At 62.6% G+C, this 16,294-nt stretch carries 15 protein-coding genes; 4 read left to right on the top strand and 11 right to left on the bottom strand.

Annotated elements, in window-relative coordinates:
* Positions 1 to 15: 15 nt before the first annotated feature.
* The 6 genes from ACTV8E_RS15180 to ACTV8E_RS15155 form a co-directional block, all read right to left on the bottom strand.
* Positions 16 to 180, bottom strand: a complete 165-nt coding sequence (locus tag ACTV8E_RS15180) for a rubredoxin (RefSeq protein ID WP_443200031.1) — start codon at positions 178 to 180, stop codon at positions 16 to 18.
* A gap of 72 nt (positions 181 to 252) precedes the next feature.
* Positions 253 to 1,452, bottom strand: coding sequence for a cytochrome P450 (locus ACTV8E_RS15175; RefSeq protein ID WP_443200030.1), 1,200 nt, complete (start codon positions 1,450 to 1,452; stop codon positions 253 to 255).
* Positions 1,453 to 1,546: 94 nt separating this feature from the next.
* Positions 1,547 to 2,710: a serine hydrolase domain-containing protein gene (locus ACTV8E_RS15170; protein ID WP_443200029.1), complete on the bottom strand. Its 1,164-nt coding sequence runs from the start codon at positions 2,708 to 2,710 to the stop codon at positions 1,547 to 1,549.
* 21 nt (positions 2,711 to 2,731) lie between these two features.
* Positions 2,732 to 3,493: an enoyl-CoA hydratase/isomerase family protein gene (locus ACTV8E_RS15165; RefSeq protein ID WP_443200028.1), complete on the bottom strand. Its 762-nt coding sequence runs from the start codon at positions 3,491 to 3,493 to the stop codon at positions 2,732 to 2,734.
* Positions 3,490 to 5,094, bottom strand: coding sequence for a GMC family oxidoreductase (locus ACTV8E_RS15160; protein ID WP_443200027.1), 1,605 nt, complete (start codon positions 5,092 to 5,094; stop codon positions 3,490 to 3,492). Before ACTV8E_RS15160 ends, ACTV8E_RS15165 begins: the two co-directional genes overlap by 4 nt.
* A 70-nt stretch (positions 5,095 to 5,164) precedes the next feature.
* A complete protein-coding gene (locus tag ACTV8E_RS15155) occupies positions 5,165 to 6,415 on the bottom strand; it encodes a cytochrome P450 (RefSeq protein ID WP_443200026.1) in 1,251 nt (416 codons plus the stop codon).
* A 370-nt stretch (positions 6,416 to 6,785) separates the two neighbouring features.
* Here ACTV8E_RS15155 and ACTV8E_RS15150 point away from each other — a divergent pair, with 370 nt between their 5' ends.
* From ACTV8E_RS15150 to ACTV8E_RS15135, 4 genes are all read left to right on the top strand, one after another.
* Positions 6,786 to 8,042 (top strand): NAD(P)/FAD-dependent oxidoreductase, encoded by a 1,257-nt coding sequence (locus tag ACTV8E_RS15150; RefSeq protein ID WP_443200025.1) that lies wholly within the window; start codon positions 6,786 to 6,788, stop codon positions 8,040 to 8,042.
* A 19-nt stretch (positions 8,043 to 8,061) separates the two neighbouring features.
* A complete protein-coding gene (locus ACTV8E_RS15145) occupies positions 8,062 to 8,382 on the top strand; it encodes a 2Fe-2S iron-sulfur cluster-binding protein (RefSeq protein WP_443200024.1) in 321 nt (106 codons plus the stop codon).
* Positions 8,383 to 8,453: 71 nt separating this feature from the next.
* A complete protein-coding gene (locus ACTV8E_RS15140; protein WP_443200023.1) occupies positions 8,454 to 9,401 on the top strand; it encodes an SDR family NAD(P)-dependent oxidoreductase in 948 nt (315 codons plus the stop codon).
* A gap of 163 nt (positions 9,402 to 9,564) precedes the next feature.
* Complete coding sequence (locus tag ACTV8E_RS15135) at positions 9,565 to 10,494, top strand: LysR substrate-binding domain-containing protein (RefSeq protein ID WP_443200022.1); 930 nt, start codon at positions 9,565 to 9,567, stop codon at positions 10,492 to 10,494.
* A gap of 77 nt (positions 10,495 to 10,571) precedes the next feature.
* On the opposite strand, the gene ACTV8E_RS15130 is transcribed toward ACTV8E_RS15135, so the two are convergent.
* The 5 genes from ACTV8E_RS15130 to ACTV8E_RS15110 all read right to left on the bottom strand — a co-directional run bounded on the left by ACTV8E_RS15130 (position 10,572) and on the right by ACTV8E_RS15110 (position 16,245).
* A complete protein-coding gene (locus tag ACTV8E_RS15130; protein WP_443200021.1) occupies positions 10,572 to 10,976 on the bottom strand; it encodes a phosphate ABC transporter substrate-binding protein in 405 nt (134 codons plus the stop codon).
* Positions 10,977 to 10,987: 11 nt separating this feature from the next.
* Positions 10,988 to 12,046, bottom strand: coding sequence for a porin (locus ACTV8E_RS15125; protein ID WP_443200020.1), 1,059 nt, complete (start codon positions 12,044 to 12,046; stop codon positions 10,988 to 10,990).
* Positions 12,047 to 12,071: 25 nt separating this feature from the next.
* Positions 12,072 to 13,694: a methyl-accepting chemotaxis protein gene (locus tag ACTV8E_RS15120; RefSeq protein ID WP_443200019.1), complete on the bottom strand. Its 1,623-nt coding sequence runs from the start codon at positions 13,692 to 13,694 to the stop codon at positions 12,072 to 12,074.
* A 202-nt stretch (positions 13,695 to 13,896) separates the two neighbouring features.
* Complete coding sequence (locus ACTV8E_RS15115; RefSeq protein ID WP_443200018.1) at positions 13,897 to 15,432, bottom strand: long-chain-fatty-acid--CoA ligase; 1,536 nt, start codon at positions 15,430 to 15,432, stop codon at positions 13,897 to 13,899.
* A gap of 30 nt (positions 15,433 to 15,462) precedes the next feature.
* Positions 15,463 to 16,245 carry an SDR family NAD(P)-dependent oxidoreductase gene (locus ACTV8E_RS15110; protein WP_443200017.1) on the bottom strand — a complete coding sequence of 261 codons (783 nt, stop codon included), beginning with the start codon at positions 16,243 to 16,245 and terminating at the stop codon, positions 15,463 to 15,465.
* Positions 16,246 to 16,294: the final 49 nt, after the last annotated feature.

The raw sequence follows: 16,294 nt of genomic DNA, 5'->3' as shown, positions 1-16,294 counted from the left end.
CTCGGCTGGGCGCACTCAGATTTCGATCATCATGAAATCGCTTTTCGCCGCACCGCATTCGGGGCAGGCCCAGTCGTCGGGTATGTCCTCCCAGCAAGTGCCGGGGGCGATCCCGTCATCGGGCCAACCAATGGCTTCGTCATAGATGTAGCCACAGAAAAAGCATTGCCATTTCTTCATCACGTCATCTCATATTGTTTTTATCGTCTGGCCATCCGTGGCGGTCATCACCCGATACCTGGCGCAGGCGGGTCAGGTGACCTGCCACTGCAACGGCAGATAAAGCACGCCATTGACCATACCCGATGCACAGCGAGGCTGCTCACCGGCCTTGATCTCGAAGTCGGGTATGCGCTTGAGCCATTCCTGCAGGAACACCTTGATCTCGGTTCGCGCCAGGAATGAGCCCGGGCAACGATGCGCGCCGTTACCAAAGGCCGCATGCACCACAGGCTTGCGCTCGAAGTCGATTTCCATCGGGTTGTCGAATCGACGCTCGTCCAGCCCGAACAGCGCGTTCGGCACCTGAATCTGATCGCCCTGCTTGAGCAGCACGCCCTTGAACTCCATATCCTCGACCACCACCCGCGCGGTGTTGGTCACGCCATGGCGGCGGATCAGTTCATCGACCGCCGTCAGGATCAGATTCGGCTCCTGCGCCAGCCGCCGGCGTTCGGCAGGGTGCTCGGCGAGGAAGCGGCAGATGAAGCTCATCATCGCCGCCACCGTGTCCAGGCCGCCGAACAGCACGACGATCAGCATGCCGAACATGCGCTCGGGGGCTATCGGCTGGCCATCGACCCTGGCATTGACGATCAGGCTGATCAGATCCCCACCCGGATTGCGGGCGCGCTCCTGCACCCACTTGCCGATGTAGCCCATCAGCATGCCCTGCGAGCGCTGGCGCTCTGCCAGGTCTCCGCGCACGGAAAGCTCGGCCATTTCCAGCAGTTGCAGACGATCTTCCTGGGGCAGGTCCACCAGGCGCAGGAAGATCACGATCGGCAGCATCTTGGCGAACTCGCCGACGAACTCGCATTCGCCCCTGTCCTTGAAGCCCTCGATAAGCTCGATGGTCAACGCGCGGATATCGTCCTCCATCGAAGCGATGGCCTGGGGCAGGAAAGACGGGGTGATGAGGTTGCGATAGGCGGTATGTTCCGGCGGGTCCAACTCCAGCGGCACCAGGGTGACGTCGTCACTGCGCGGTACCGTCACCCGGGCATGGGAAAAGCGCTGGTTATCCTTCTGGATGACTTCGATATCGTCGGCGCGGGTGGCGATCCAGTGCCCGCCGTTATAGGGCGACCAGACGATATCCGGCCCATCGTGCAAGGTCTTCCAGGCCAGGTGGACATCGGCTTCCGCACCCGGCGGGTGCATGAAATCGAAATCCACCACGCGGTCTTCGGGGACGTGTTCGGGCACCGTCCAGCTCACGGATTGGCTCATTGCAGACTCCACGGGATTCAGCATCCCTTTTATGGTTATCGTGAATGTCGTTCGCAGCGGATCGGCCCCAGCGACACCGGGCCGACCGCCCCCTTCAACGCGGCAGGGCCAATGCCTCGCGAATGGCCTGGGCAATGGGGAAAAGCGGGTCTTGCTCGACGGAAGTCGGATTGAACAGGCGGTTATGGCAGATCGCGACCGCCAGGTTCAGATCCGGATCCGCCCAGCCGATCGAGTTGCCCTGCCCCGGATGGCAGATGGCCCTCGGGTTATGCACGCAGCTCACCGGCGGGTGATCGCCACCGAACCAGAAGCCCCCCACCGTGATCGGGATGGGGAAACCGAACATGACGGGATCCGGCTCCTCGCTGTTGGCGCGCGGCGTGTTCAGTGACGCCACCCGTTCGGCCGACAGCAGACGCACCCCGTCCAGCTCTCCGCCGTTGGCCAGCAATGCCCAGAAGCGCGCCTCGGAACGGGCATTGAAGATACCGCCCACCCCGGCGACCTCGGCCCGGCGCACGTCCGGCCGCTCGAACACTTCCGGCACCAGCGCCACCTGTTCGGGCATGGAGGCCAGGAACAGCGGCGGCAGGTACTCCGGCGGCACGGGCGCCATGGCATTGACCTGCCTCGCCACCCGGGGCTCCACGGCATCGGCAATACCGATCCACAGATCGTCGATGCCCAGTGGCTCGGCGATCTCCTCGCGCACGAAGCGGCCCAGGGAGCGCTGCTTGGGGTCGGCACGCCGCACCAGCTCGCCGACGATCCAGCCAAAGGTCATGGAAAGGTAGAGCGTCTGGCTGCCGGGCTCGGCCAGCGGCTCCAGATTGGCGATGGCGTTGGTCATCCAGTTCCAGTCGCACATGCGCTCGGGGGTGACATCGGCCGGCATCTGCGGGACACAGGCGCGATGGGTCAGCACATGGCGCACCGTCGTAGCCCCCTTGCCCCGAGCGGCGTATTCCGGCCAATAACGACTCACCGGCGCGTCGTAGTCGATGTGCCCGCGCTCCGCCAGGATATGCAGGGCGGTGGCGGCCACCGCCTTGGTCACCGAGTAGACGTTGAACAGCGTGTCACCATCCACCGCCCGCCCGGTTGCCGGATCCGCGACGCCGCTCCAGGCGTCGATCACCAGCTTGCCATCGAGATAGGCCGCGACCTGCACCCCGACTTCACCGCCGGCGCCGGTGGCATGATCCAGGGCCTTCTGCACGATCTCCTGAGCACGCGGATCCATATTCTGTTGCATGGCGCAATCCTCTCTTTTTCGTCAGTGGCTCAGGGCGATGGCCGCCAAGCCTTCCAGGGCCAGGCCATAGCCCAGCTCATCGAACAGCCGGCGCCTGATCGGCTGGGTGAAGGCCACACGGGTGTAGCGCGCACTCAAGGCCGGCTGGCGAGCGATGCCTTGCGCCAGTTCCCAGGCTCGCTCCAGCAGCTTTTCCGCTGGCAACACTTCGGCGACCACGCCCAGCGCCTGTGCCTCGAGCGCGGAAAGCCGTTGCCCGGTGAGCAGGAAGTAGCGGGCGCGGTTCGGCCCCAGCAGCATCGGCCATATCACCTGCACGCCATCGCCGGGCACCACGCCATGGATGAAGTGCGCCAGGTCGGCCAGCTCCGCGTTCTCGCTGGCCAGAACGATGTCCGAGAGCACCGGGATTTCCGCATGGATGTAGGCCGGGCCGTTGATGGCGCCGATCACCGGCACCTCGATCTCCAGCAGACTCGTCAGCAGTTCCTTGCCCTCGCGCAACAGGCGGTGCCACGCCTGCGCCATGGGCTCCTGGGGGATTTCCTGCGGGTTCATACCCGCACAGAAGGCGTCGCCCTTGCCGGTGATGATCAACACCCGGACATCCGGATCCCGGGCGATGGCCCGGAAGCACTCGCCCAGTTGCGTGTGGACGCTGCCGTCCAGCGCGCCCCATTGCAGGGGCCCGCCATCGCTGTGCAGGCTCATCTGCAAGATGCCGTCGCGCTGGATCAGCTCGATGTTGGCGAAGCGGCCGGCGTAGTCCTGAAAAGCCGTCATCGGGCATCCTCCAGGATCAGCTCTGCGGCCCGCCAGGCCATGGCCATCATCGGGCCGTTGGTATTGCCGGAGACCATCGTCGGAATGACCGACAGATCCATCACGCGCAGTCCCTGTACACCCCTGACCCGCAGCCGGGGATCGAGCACGGACTCATCGTGCGAGCCCATCGCGCAGGTTCCGCAGGCGTGATAGCCGGATTGCCCGTAGCGGCAAAATTCGTCGACGATCTCGTCATCGGTCCACGCCCGCGTGCCAGGGTGGGTCTCTTCCAGCACCAGGTCGCTCAGGGGCGCGCTGTGGATCAGCTTGCGCATGAAACGAAACGCCCCTACCGAGACCTGGCGATCGTATTCGTCGGCCAGGTAATTGGTGACGATGCGGGCGGGCTGTGCGGGGTCGGCGGATTCGATGGTCACGCTGCCCTGGCTGCGCGGACGCAACGGATAGCTGAACAGCTGCATGCCCGGGAAGGACTCGAAGCGATAGGTCGGCGAGGAAAAGTCCATCGAGAACGGCGCCACCAGCAACTGCGCATCCGGGCGATCCACATCCGGGCGGGTTCTGAAGAAGCCGCCGACCGGATAGGAGCCGAGCGCCATGACGCCGCCCTTGGCGAGCATGTACTGCAGGGCGTTCTTGACCAGGCGGGGACCGGAGAACTCCCGGTTCTGGCTGTCGCGCCAGTGGCGTAGCCGCACCTGGAGGAAGCACAGCAGGTGCTCGCGCATGTTCTGCCCGACATTGGGACTATGGGCGACCAGGGCCACACCATGCTGCGCCAGCAGATCCCTGTCGCCGACCCCGGACAGTTGCAGCAGGCGAGGCGATTCCAGAGCCCCGGCGCTGAGGATCACCTCGCGCCGGGCACGGTACGTCACCTGCTCGCCGGCGCCCCGGCAGGCGCTCACGCCGGTCGCGCGCTGGCCGTCGAACAGCACCCGCTGCACCTGGGTCTCGGTGACCACCTGCAGGTTGCGCCGTTTGCGCGCGGGCTTGAGGAAGGCCTGCGCCGCACTCTGCCTGACGCCACCCGAGATCGTGTAGGTGAGGTAGGCGACGCCTTCATGATCCAGTTCGTTGATGTCTTCCTTGCGTTGCAGCCCCAGGCTCTCGCAGCCCCGTATCACCGCCTCGCCGAAGGCGCTGCGCTGGGCATAGGGAGCGACCTTCAACGGTCCCTGCCCGCCTCTGAGCTCGGATTCGCCCAGGGCATGGTTCTCGATGCTGCGAAAAGCCCTGGCCATGGTCGGCCAGCCCCAGCCGCTGGCGCCGTTGGCCTCCCATTCGTCGTAGTCGGCGGGATGGCCGCGCATGTAGACCATGCCGTTGATCGCGCTGGAGCCGCCCAGCATCTTGCCGCGTGCCCATATCTCCTGGGTGCGCCCGCTCGCCGGGTCTACCGTCACCGGGAGGTGCCAGGCATGCCGGGGGTCGCCCAGCAGCTTGCCAAAGCCCTTGGGCATACGTATCAGCGGGCTGCGATCGTCGGGCCCCGCCTCGATCAGCAGCACCGTGTATTGCCCGCTTGCGGAAAGCCGGTCGGCCAGTACGCAGCCAGCCGAACCCGCCCCGACGATGATGTAGTCGAAATCCTTCATGCTCTTATCTGTCTCGCTTGCCTGCCAGGCAGCTGCGTGCTGCCTGGCGGGACGGCTCAAGGGACGCTGTTCAGCCGAACTTCACGTGGATCGAATGCGGCACCCGCATCATCGTTCCGCGGATCTCCGGCGCCGGCTTGTCCGGATCCAGACGCAGGTTCGGCAGCTTGTCGAGAATGGCGGTGAGCGCCCGGGTCATCTCCACGCGTGCCAGGTGCTGGCCGATACAGACATGGGGGCCGAAGGCGAAGGCGAAATGCCGGTGCTGCGGCTTGCGGAAGATGTCGAAACGATCCGGGTCGGGGAACTTGGTCTCGTCGCGATTGGCGGAGCCGGCGACGACATCGATGAAGGTGCCCTCCGGGATCTCCACCCCGCCCAGCGTGGTCGCCTTGCTGGCGAAACGGGACTGCATCAGCACCGGCCCATCCCAGCGGACAGCCTCTTCGATGGCCTGGGGAATCAGGGAGCGATCCTGGCGGATCGCCTCCAGTTGCTCCGGATGGCGCAGCAAGGCGGTCAGCAGCACGCTGGTGGCACGGTAGGTGGTGTCCCCCGCCGCGTTGACCAACTGGCGCAGGAAGGAAATCAGCACCTCCTCGGGCAGGTACTCGCCATCGACCTCGGCATGGGCCAGGGCGCTGATCAGGTCGTCGCCCGGGTTGCGCCGACGCTCGGCGACCAGTTGCTGGAAGTAGATACCCAGCTTGCGCGAGGCCTCGGTGCCATGGGCGAGATCCACGGCGACCACGGTCTGCGCGATGGCCAGCTTGTGAAAGGTGGCGACATCCTCCGGCGGCAGCGCCAACTGCCGATAGATGATGTGGAAGGGGTAATGCAGGGTGAACTCCTGCACCAGGTCGGCCTCGCCGCGATCGACGAACTTGGCCATCAGGTCGTGCACCACCGGGTCGACGAGATCGTCGCCCCAGGCCGCGACCGTCTGCGGCAGGAAGGCCTTCTGGAAGATTCTGCGAAAGCGCGGGTGCTCGGGCGCATCCATGGTCGAGATGCTGCGCCCGAAGCTGATGCCCAGGTTGTAGGTATAGGAGTGATTGCTGAAGGTCTTCGGATCGCCCAGCACCTGCGCCACTTCGTCGTAGCCGAAGACGCAGTAGTGGGAGGCCCCGTCGGGACAGGTGATGTCCGGGTAGAGCCCCATCAGCACCCGGTACTCACCCGGCTGAACCGAAGCCTGGCGCCTCAGCTCGGCTATCTTCGGGTAGGGATCCAGGTGTTCGCCGAATACCAGCGCATCCTCCAGAAAGGGGTTGAACGAAGGATCATCAAAATCCTCGATGCTCTTCACGGCGCTTGTCATTGTAATTCTCCGACTTTGCAGAACACGTTCGACGAGGCCACGGCTGGGCTGACTGCTGCCTTCCCGGCTGGATCGACGCGACCCGCCTTACCCCTCTCCGGCAGCGCATCCGCTGCACTGTGGCCACTCAATGGCCGGTCGTGCCGGGTTCCTCGAACGCCTGAACGTCCCCAGACCTCGTGTTTCGTCCTCGCTCAATCTATGCAAGCGCCGCCCTTGAATAAACCCAAACAAATTAAAAACATCATTCAATAAAACTGAAAAATAGACCGTGCTTTAAGCGGCATAATCGGCCCATACGAGAATTCGTAAACATCGTTCAACATTACAGCCGCCCTCTTGGGCAACGCCGTCGAATAAGGGTGTCGATATGACCGGAACCGCTTCGCCAACTGCCATCATCGTCGGCGCGGGCCATGCCGCCGCCGAGCTGGCAACCAACCTGCGCGACCATGGCTGGCAAGGCCGAATCCTGCTGATTGGCGACGAGCCGCACCCGCCCTACCACCGTCCGCCGCTGTCGAAAGCCTACCTGTCCGGCGCCACGACCACGGAGGGGCTGCTGATCAAGCCTCGCGCCACCTACGAGCAGGCCAACGTGGAGCTCATCACGGGCGTCAGGGTCAGCAGGATCGACCGGGAAGCCTCCACGGTTCACTTGGCCGATGGCGCAACGGCCCACTACGACCGCCTGATCCTGACCACCGGCGGGCGGCCTCGGCAGTTGCCCGTTCCGCACATTCAACAGGCCGAGAGCGCCGGCAACTTCCATTACCTGCGAACCCTGCAGGATGTCGATCGCATTCGCCGGCAGTTCGAGCCGAGCATGCGCCTGGTCATCATCGGCGGCGGCTACGTCGGCCTGGAAGTGGCCGCGGTGGCCGTCAAGCATGGCCTGCACGTCACCGTGCTCGAGGCCCTGCCCCGTGTATTGGCCAGGGTGACCGCCCCCGAGTTGTCGGCCTTCTACGAGTCGCGACACCGTCAAGCCGGTGTCGATATCCGCACCGATGCGCAGGTCAGCGACGTACAGCTCGACCCCTCGGGCGACGCGGTTTCGGCGGTTCTCTGTGTCGATGGCAGCAGCGTGCCGGCCGATCTCGTGGTGGTCGGCATCGGCCTGGTGCCCAACGTGGAACTGGCCGAGGAAGCGGGCCTGGCGGTCGACAACGGCATTCTGGTCGATGAGTTCGGCCAGACCAGCGACCCGAAGATCTATGCCGCCGGCGACTGCACCAACCACCCCAATCCCCTGCTCGGCCGGCGCCTGCGCCTGGAGTCGGTGCCCAACGCGCTCGAACAGGCGCGCTGCGTCGCCTCGTCGATCTGCGGCAAACCCAAGGCCTATGCGTCCATTCCCTGGTTCTGGTCGGATCAGTTCCAGTTGAAGCTGAAGATGGTCGGCCTGTCCCAGGGCTACGACCACCTGGTGATCCGCGGGATGCCTGAAAGCGACTCCTTCGCCGCCTTCTACCTGAAGGACGGCTACGTCCTGGCCGCCGATACCGTCAACCGCCCTGCCGAATTCATGCTGGGCAAACGCCTGATCAGCGAACGCATCCGCATCGCCCCCTCGCGCCTGGCCGATGACGGCATCCCCGTCAAGGACATGCTGCCGAGCATCTGAACACACCGAGGACAAAACAATGCCAACGATCATCTTCGTCCAACAGGACGGCAGCGAACAGCACGTGCATGCCGAAGTCGGCCAGTCTGTCATGCAGGCCGCACTCAACAACCAGGTGCCCGGCATCCTCGGCGATTGCGGCGGCAGCTGCAGTTGCGCCACCTGCCACGGCTACGTCGAGGCGGACTGGGCCGAGCACATGCCGGCCGCCGAGCCCTACGAGCACGACATGCTGACCTGCGCGATGGACGTGACCGAGCACAGCCGGCTGACCTGCCAGATCCTGGTCACCCCCGAACTCGACGGGCTGCTGATCAAGCTGCCGGCATCGCAGACCTGACGCTTGCGCAGTCGGGCCAACGCCAGCGGTGCCCCAACCGCAGAACCACAACAAAAAGAGAGGAAAGACGGATGAGTGCAATCGACTTCAAAGACCGGGTAGCCATCGTCACCGGCGCCGGTGGCGGCCTGGGCCGCACCTATGCGCTGGAACTTGCCGCCAGAGGCGCCGCGGTGGTGGTGAACGACCTGGGCGGTCGCTTCGATGGCAGCGGCAGCTCCCACAACATGGCCGACCAGGTCGTCGAGGAAATCCGCGCCGCCGGCGGCAAGGCCGCCGCGAACTACGACTCCGTGGGCACCCGCGCCGGCGGTGAAAGCATCGTGCAGACGGCACTGGACAACTTCGGCAGGATCGACATCGTCATCAACAACGCCGGCCACCTGCGCAACGCCCCCTTCGAGGACATCGACGACGAGATCCTCGACTCGCTCATCGACGTTCACCTCAAGGGTGCCATCTACGTCACCCAGCCGGCCTACAAGGTCATGAAGCGGCAGGGCTACGGCCGCATCGTCTTCGCCTCGTCCGCCGCCGGTGCCTTCGGCAATCCGCAGCAGGCGGCCTATGCCGCCGCCAAGGCCGGGCTGCTGGGCGTCATGCATGTGCTGTCGCTGGAGGGCAAGGAACACGGCGTGCTCTGCAATGCCCTGCTGCCGGTCGCCAACAGCCGCATGGAGGCCGCGATGGATCCCACGCAGCTGCAGGCCTTCACCGCCCAGTACGCATCGTTCGGCGACAAGCTCGGCACCTCGTACCTGCCCGAGTTCGTCACGCCTCTGGTGGTCTACCTGGCCAGCGAAACCTGTACCAGCACCCATGCGATCTATTCCGCCGCCCTGGGCCGTTATGCCCGGGCCTTCATCGGCGTGGCCGATGGCTGGACGGGTCCGCGCGATACGCCGGTCACGGCGGACGAACTGGCCAGGCACTTCCAGCAGATCGCCGACGTCGGGCAGTTCAGCATTCCTGAGTCCCTGGCCGACGAGTTCTCCATCATCCAGCGCAACATCGGGTAAGGCCGTATTGTCCCGAAACGTTGCAGGCAGCGTCGTCGCCCCCTCCGGCTGCTCAGCCGGATGGGACGCGTGACGGCCACCCGGCAGGACCAGTTTCAAACATGGATAAAACCGAAAGCTGTCCAGTAGAATCTCGGCGTGATTGATCAATAGGAAGACGGCCTTGGACAAGCTCCGCAGCATGGAAGTCTTCATGGCCGTCGTCGATCACGGCAGCCTCAGCACGGCGGCGGCGGCATTGAGCCTTTCGCCTTCGATGGTTTCCACCCACCTGAGCAACCTCGAACGCGACCTGGGGGTGCGCCTGCTCAACCGCACCACGCGGCGGATCAACCTCACCGACGAAGGCACGATCTTCTACGCGCACTGCCAGCACCTGCATGAAGAGATCGCCAATGTCGAATCGGTTCTCGCCGGCTCCCATATGCGACCCCGAGGCCGTCTGCGCGTGGATATCCCGAGCATCCTGGGCCAGTATCTGGTCGTGCCGCTGCTGCACGAGTTTCGCAGCCGCTACCCGGATATCCAGCTCGACTTTTCCGACTCGGAACAGATATCCGACACCGTCGAGAGCCAGCACGACGTCATCGTCCGACTCGGCCCCCTGGGCGACTCGAGCATGATTGCCCGCCCGCTGGGCTACACACCCCTGCTCACCGTGGCATCGCCCCGCTACCTCGAAACGCACCCTCTGCCCCAGGTTCCAGAGGAGCTTCGCGAGCACGATTGCATCAGCTACAGGGACACACGTACTGGCCGAATGCACCCGTGGATTTTCGAGCGCCACGGCCAGCGTAAAACCCTTCAGTTGTCGAGCTGCCTTTCCATCACCCAGGGATGCATTCAGATCGAGGCGGCGCTCAACGGTCTGGGAATCATGCAAGGCATGGGCTTTTATCTGGACGAGCATCTACGCAACGGAGCGCTTCGTCAGATCCTACCGGACTGGACAATCCTCGCCCCTGACATTGAAATGCTCTATCCACGAGGACGCAGGGAGTCACGCAAGGTTCACGCCTTCGTCGACTTCATGCTCGAGCACTACCCCTCGGGAACAGAGATTAAGGCGCCTAGCCGAGCCTACTTTGGTTGATTTCTGCGGAGTATCAGTGTGCCAATAGAGAAACCGCCCTGAGTGGGCGGTTTCGTTTTTTCAACCGACTACAATGCTCAGGGTAGAGTAAACAACACCTTGACCGATTCATCGACCGCAGCGCTATCAACATAGCCAATGGCCGATGGGTTGTTAGCGACTTTGGCGACGACGGCTGCGTCGTCGGCTTCGGCTGGAAGAGGTTGGCCCTTGCCAGTGAATATCAGCCCAGACCAATAAGATTTTAGCTGCGCTTCGCTCTTGCTCGTGACCTCGGAGTAGAACTTTTCCTTAACTGGATTCCAATCTTTCTGGTCAATGCCTTGGAAAGACTTGTTCTTGCCCAGAAAGATGTTTGCCGCTTCCGCTTTGGACGGTGCGGCGACTGAGCCGGCGCTAACAATGACAGCTACCTCGGCCTGAGCCAAGACGCTGAGGCCAAGCACAGCAATGGCGGTTACGCTGCGAATAATAAGCTTCATTTGTCGTTTCCTTAGAACACGAAGTCGAGGCCAACACTGAGTACGTCGCCGTCAAACGTATGGCTGGCAACGGTGTAGTCGGGCGTGAAAACACCCGAAAGGCCTTTGGTGGACTCGACACGCTTGTATTCACCTTTCAGCGTAACGCTGGGCGTAACATTGTAGTTCAAGCCATAGGCCCAGGAAGATTGACGACCAGCGTCCTTAACATCCATCTGGGCGTAGGTTACATGGGGCAGGAAGTCACCCACGCGATACCCAGTCATCACATAGAACGCGTCGACGGCCGCATTTGCGCCGCGGCGTCTGGCGGATTCGATATTGGTAACGATGGTGCCGTTGTCGTAGCGGTGACCAAGCGAGCTGAAACGGCCCTTGCCAGTTTGCGTGCCCGCAACATACGCATGGTCCGACTCGGCATATCCATAGCGGAACGAACCAAAATCATTGGTATGCAGGGTAACCGCAGCATTACGCATTTGTTTCGTATCGAAATCTAGTAGCGTGTCAGCGGACTCGACGTACAGGTTCCGGTTAACGGCCTGCCCTATCTGCCCCTGGATATCCACAGAGCCGAACGATAGTGGGATGCTGTACAGCACATCCGCGCCTTCCATGTTCGACACTGGCATCAGGCTGTACACCTCGTCCGGCAAGCGCAACCAGGGGTACGAATAGCCAACGTCCAGTGTCTCGGAAAACATATAGGCAGCCGGGCGCAGGCGGCCGGCGCGAACGGTCAACTGATCGCTCACCTCATAGGCGAGGTAGGCCCATTCCAAATTGAGTTTCCAGTTGTCCTGCTCTGCCTTGGCGACGACCTGCACGGTCGCGGAGAGGCTGCCGGTCAGACCGTAGGAAAATTGCCCGCCGAGGCGCGACAGTTGGTCACCACGCCATGAATCGGTAGTGCGCCCCTGATAACCGTAGCTTTTGGCATCGCTCGCGCCGCCGATATGGCTGATGGCAGCGGTACCAAAGCCGTTGAGGCGATATTCACCTTGTTCCAGGGCAAAGGCAGAGGTGCTGGCCAGGCAGGCGGCCACACCAAGAAGAGTGATATTTCTCATTTATTAACTGCTCCAAGTTTCAATGTTAAACGCGGAATTGGGCTGTAGCCGCCTTTAGATGGTCACCGGAGTGAACCAACTGCTCGCCAAGGCGAGCAGTGGCTTCTGCTCCATTGGCGGTTGCTTGCGCGTCCTGCTGTAGCACATGTGTTTCTTGTTGGATGGAGTCGGAAAGACCCGCCTGTTCTTGGGTGTACTGGGCGATACCAGCATTGAGTTCATCAATCTGGCTGACTGTAAGCGTGATCTCATCGAGCAATTGGGTGGCCTTGATGGATCGCTCGATGCTTGCCTGCGACTTGGCTTCGTTAGCGGTCATCACGTCGAGTACCGCATTGGCGCTGCTCTGCAGACGCTGGATGATTTGCTGGATCTCGGCAGTGGAACTCGCCGTCTTCTGTGCGAGGTTGCGCACTTCGTCTGCGACCACCGCAAAGCCGCGGCCCTGCTCACCAGCGCGCGCTGCCTCGATGGCTGCATTCAGCGCAAGCAGGTTCGTTTGCTCGGCAATGCTGCGTATCACCGTTAGCACTGAACCCACTTCCTGGGTTTCTTCCTCGAGCTGCTGCATCGCTTTTACTGCCCCGACCACGCTGCTGCCCAGGTCACTGATCGAGCTGGACAAACACCCGATATTCTCGTGGGCTGTGCGCGCTTGGCACGAAGCCTTGCGGGCTTCGTCCGAGGCCTGCCGGGAGCGCTGTGCGACCTCTCCAATGCTGAAGGTCATGGTCTGAATGTCGCGACTGATGGTGTCGGTGTGCCGTTGCTGCGACTTGGCGTACTCCTCAGAACTCTGGGTCAGCTTGTAGAGTTCCTGCGATACCTGACCCAGCGGGCTGGCAGCATCGACTACCTGGCGCATGGTGCTGTGCAGCTTGTCGAGGAAGCCATTGAATAGCTGAATCATCGAGCCGATTTCGTCCTGCGCTTCGACGTTGACGCGTCGAGTCAGATCACCGTCGCCACTCGCTATTGCCTGGAGCGATTCGATCACCGCGCGCACATTGCCCACGATACTACGCTTGATAAGCCAGGCACCCAGGGTGACCAACACGATCAGCGCCAGGCTGAGCATGATGCCCAGGCGTGTGGTCCCGGCGTTGTCTTCGCGGGTAGTTGCCAACGTCTGGCGAAAGTCCTCATAGGCTTGCTTTCGAAAAACAGCTCCAAGCTGCTGGGCATGCAACAGATCGGTAGCCATGCCATCAAGGCTGGGTCGCAGATCATCGAAGGATGCTTTGCCTTCAATTAGCTGAGTCGAAGCATTAAGTGCGTTGCCCGCATACCGATCGACGGCGGAGCTCCAAGCCTTGAGTTCGTTGCGCAGTTCCGGCTGCATTTCAACCAATTCATCTAAAGCCTGCTGGTCAGCCCTGATCTGTTGCAGTAATGCACGAGCCTCGTCGAGGGTCGATTTCTCACTGGCCGCAACGGCGCTATTGAGCATCTCAGGCACGCGGGAGAACTGGAAAATCACCGCGTCTGAATTTTCCAGCATCGGATAACTATGGGTTTCCAAGGCAACCAGACGGCGATCAGTCGCCGACAACTCTGTCGAGGTGTAACTGACAAACAGCACTAGGCCGAGCAAGGCAATGATCGGCACCAGATACAATTTGTAGCTGAGGGAAAAATTTTCGAGCACAGCTGCCTCTTGGCGAAGCCAGTAAAATGTTAAGCATCGTCAAGCCGCTACGAGCGGATTTGTCTAGGCATCGCTAGACAACGCAGTGGCGTCTCCGCTGTCGCGAGCACGCGATAGTGTTTCCACCAGACAATCGTCCGCCCGCACATCGACTGCTCTTATCCGGGAGGATGAACAGCCATGCGGGATTCAAAACTGGAAACTAGGCGTGATATGTCTGCCGGAGCACGACCTTGTTGACCTTCCCACTGGGCAGGCGCGGCAGCTCGGGCACGAAATCCACGCTGGTCGGCCGCTTGTAGCGGGCGATCCGCGTACCGGAGAACTCGATCAGTTCTTCCGCGGACAGCTCGGCCTCGGGCTTGAGTACCACCACCGCCTTGACCGTTTCCCCCCACTTCTCGTGGGGCACGCCGATCACGGCCACATCGCTCACCAGCGCATGGTGCATCAGGGCCTGCTCGACCTCCTGGCAATAGATGTTCTCGCCACCGGAGATAATCATGTCCTTCTTGCGATCCACCAGGAACAGGAAGCCCTGGCTATCGCGCCACGCCATGTCGCCAGTGCGCAGCCAGCCGTCGCGCAGCGCCTCCAGGGTGGCCACGCTGTTGTTCCAGTAGTAGGCCAGGTTGGACGGCGAGCGGATCCAGATCTCGCCAGGCGTTCCGTCGGGGCAATCTTCATCCTGCTCGTCCACGATACGGATATCGCAGTAGGCCATCGACTGGCCGATGGAGCCCAGCCGGCGCACCTCCTCCTCGCTGCCATCGAGCTTGTGCAGATGGCGGGGCAGCACGGTGCCGCTGGTTTCGGTCATGCCCCAGGAATTGACGAAGATCGGTCCCAGCAGCTCGACGCCACGCTGCAGAACCGCCACCGGCATCGGCGCGGCGGCATACAGGATGGTTTCCAGGCTCGACAGGTCGTATTCGCCGATATCCGGCAGCTCCAGCACCTGCTGCACGATGGTCGGCGCCATATGCACAGTGACGATGCGCTCACGCTCGATGGTGCGCAGCACCTCGCTCGGGTCGAACTTGCGGTGCAGCACCACGCAGCCAGCATGCCAGAACTCGGACAGCATCATCGAGATACCGCCAGCATGGAACATCGGCATCATGACCAGCACCCGACCGTTGATGCGCACATCCATGACCGCCGACTGGTTCTGTGCCAGCGCCAGGTCGCCGCGCTGGCTGCGGGCGGCGCCCTTGGGCCTGCCGGTGGTGCCGCTGGTGTAGATCAGGTGCACGATATCGTCGGGTACGGCGCGCATCGGCGCGCCGGCGGGATCGGCATCAGCGAGCGCCGCTTCGTACGGCTCGGCCCAGGACGGGCAACTCTGACCGATGCACAGGTAGTGTTCAATGGAGGTCAGTTGTGGCCGTAGCGAGTCGATAACGTCGCTGTACTGCTCCTCGAACACCAGCACACGCGGCGCACTGTCCTGCAGGATGAATTCGATTTCCGGCGCCGCCAGACGGAAGTTGACCGTGGCGCAGATGTAGCCCGTAAGCTGGCAGGCGGCGTAGACGTCGAAATATTCGCTGCAGTTCATCGCCAGGATCGCGACCCGATCCTGGTGGCGCATGCCTCGCGTGTACAGCGCCGATGAAAGCCTGCGCGCACGCTCCAGCAACTGCACATAGGTAACGCGGCGATCCTCGTAGACCACCACCTCCTGATTGGGGAACAGGCACGCATTGCGTTCCAGCAACTCACCGAGTGTTTTCATTGTAATCTCTTCTTCTGATGGTACCTGAACTCAGACAACCGGAACCGGCAGACACAGGATCTCGGAAACACCTCCGTCGACCATCAGCGTATGCCCATTGACATAGCTACTGGCATCGGATGCAAGAAAAACTGCCGCCCCCTGCAATTCTTCCGGGCTACCCCACCGCCCCAGGGAAATATGGCTGCGCACGCACTCCTGGAGTGCGGCATTGGTGCTGACCGGCTCAGCCATGTCTGTCAGGAAATATCCGGGACAAATCGTATTGCAGCGCACTCCGCGCGCACCCAGCTCGGCGGCCAGCGACTTGGTCAGCCCCACCACGCCATGCTTGCTGGCGACATAGGCCTGCAGCTTCTCGCGCCCCACCCGCGCCACATAAGAGCCCACGTTGATGATCGAGCCCTTGCCCTGGCGTAACATCGGACGCGCCGCCTCGCGGGCCAACAGGTAGCTCGCGGTCAGGTTGACGTCGAAGGTCTTGCGCCAGCCCTCCAGGGACGACTCCAGCAGCGGCTGCCAGAGGCAGATGCCGGCGTTGTTGACCAGGATATCGAGCCGCCCATGGCGCCCCATGACTTCGGGGATGGCCGAGATCACCGCCGCTTCGTTGGTGAGGTCGAAGGCCAGACAGTCCGCTCGACCACCCTGCGCCTTGATCTCCTCGGCCACCGCCAGCAAGCGCTGCTTGTCCCGGGCGGCCAGTACCACGTGCGCGCCAGCCTCCGCCAGGCCCATGGCCATGGCGCGTCCCAGGCCACGGGAGGCACCGGTTACCAGTGCAACCTTGCCCCGCAGGGAAAATAACCGCATGCGCCGCCCCTATTGCCGTAGTCCAGAGCCGCAACCGGCGACCCACCCA

It is taken from the genome of Pseudomonas sp. B392_1p, assembly GCF_052245235.1.
GTDB lineage: Bacteria > Pseudomonadota > Gammaproteobacteria > Pseudomonadales > Pseudomonadaceae > Serpens > Serpens gallinarum.
This window is presented reverse-complemented; position numbering and strand designations above follow the sequence as displayed.

Coding starts and splice junctions, on each gene's coding strand:
- ACTV8E_RS15170 (WP_443200029.1), bottom strand. CDS start 2,710: ATGCAACAGAATATGGATCCGCGTGCTCAGGAGATCGTGCAGAAGGCC.
- ACTV8E_RS15165 (WP_443200028.1), bottom strand. CDS start 3,493: ATGACGGCTTTTCAGGACTACGCCGGCCGCTTCGCCAACATCGAGCTG.
- ACTV8E_RS15115 (WP_443200018.1), bottom strand. CDS start 15,432: ATGAAAACACTCGGTGAGTTGCTGGAACGCAATGCGTGCCTGTTCCCC.
- ACTV8E_RS15175 (WP_443200030.1), bottom strand. CDS start 1,452: ATGAGCCAATCCGTGAGCTGGACGGTGCCCGAACACGTCCCCGAAGAC.
- ACTV8E_RS15140 (WP_443200023.1), top strand. CDS start 8,454: ATGAGTGCAATCGACTTCAAAGACCGGGTAGCCATCGTCACCGGCGCC.
- ACTV8E_RS15110 (WP_443200017.1), bottom strand. CDS start 16,245: ATGCGGTTATTTTCCCTGCGGGGCAAGGTTGCACTGGTAACCGGTGCC.
- ACTV8E_RS15145 (WP_443200024.1), top strand. CDS start 8,062: ATGCCAACGATCATCTTCGTCCAACAGGACGGCAGCGAACAGCACGTG.
- ACTV8E_RS15155 (WP_443200026.1), bottom strand. CDS start 6,415: ATGACAAGCGCCGTGAAGAGCATCGAGGATTTTGATGATCCTTCGTTC.
- ACTV8E_RS15130 (WP_443200021.1), bottom strand. CDS start 10,976: ATGAAGCTTATTATTCGCAGCGTAACCGCCATTGCTGTGCTTGGCCTC.
- ACTV8E_RS15160 (WP_443200027.1), bottom strand. CDS start 5,094: ATGAAGGATTTCGACTACATCATCGTCGGGGCGGGTTCGGCTGGCTGC.
- ACTV8E_RS15150 (WP_443200025.1), top strand. CDS start 6,786: ATGACCGGAACCGCTTCGCCAACTGCCATCATCGTCGGCGCGGGCCAT.
- ACTV8E_RS15180 (WP_443200031.1), bottom strand. CDS start 180: ATGAAGAAATGGCAATGCTTTTTCTGTGGCTACATCTATGACGAAGCC.
- ACTV8E_RS15125 (WP_443200020.1), bottom strand. CDS start 12,046: ATGAGAAATATCACTCTTCTTGGTGTGGCCGCCTGCCTGGCCAGCACC.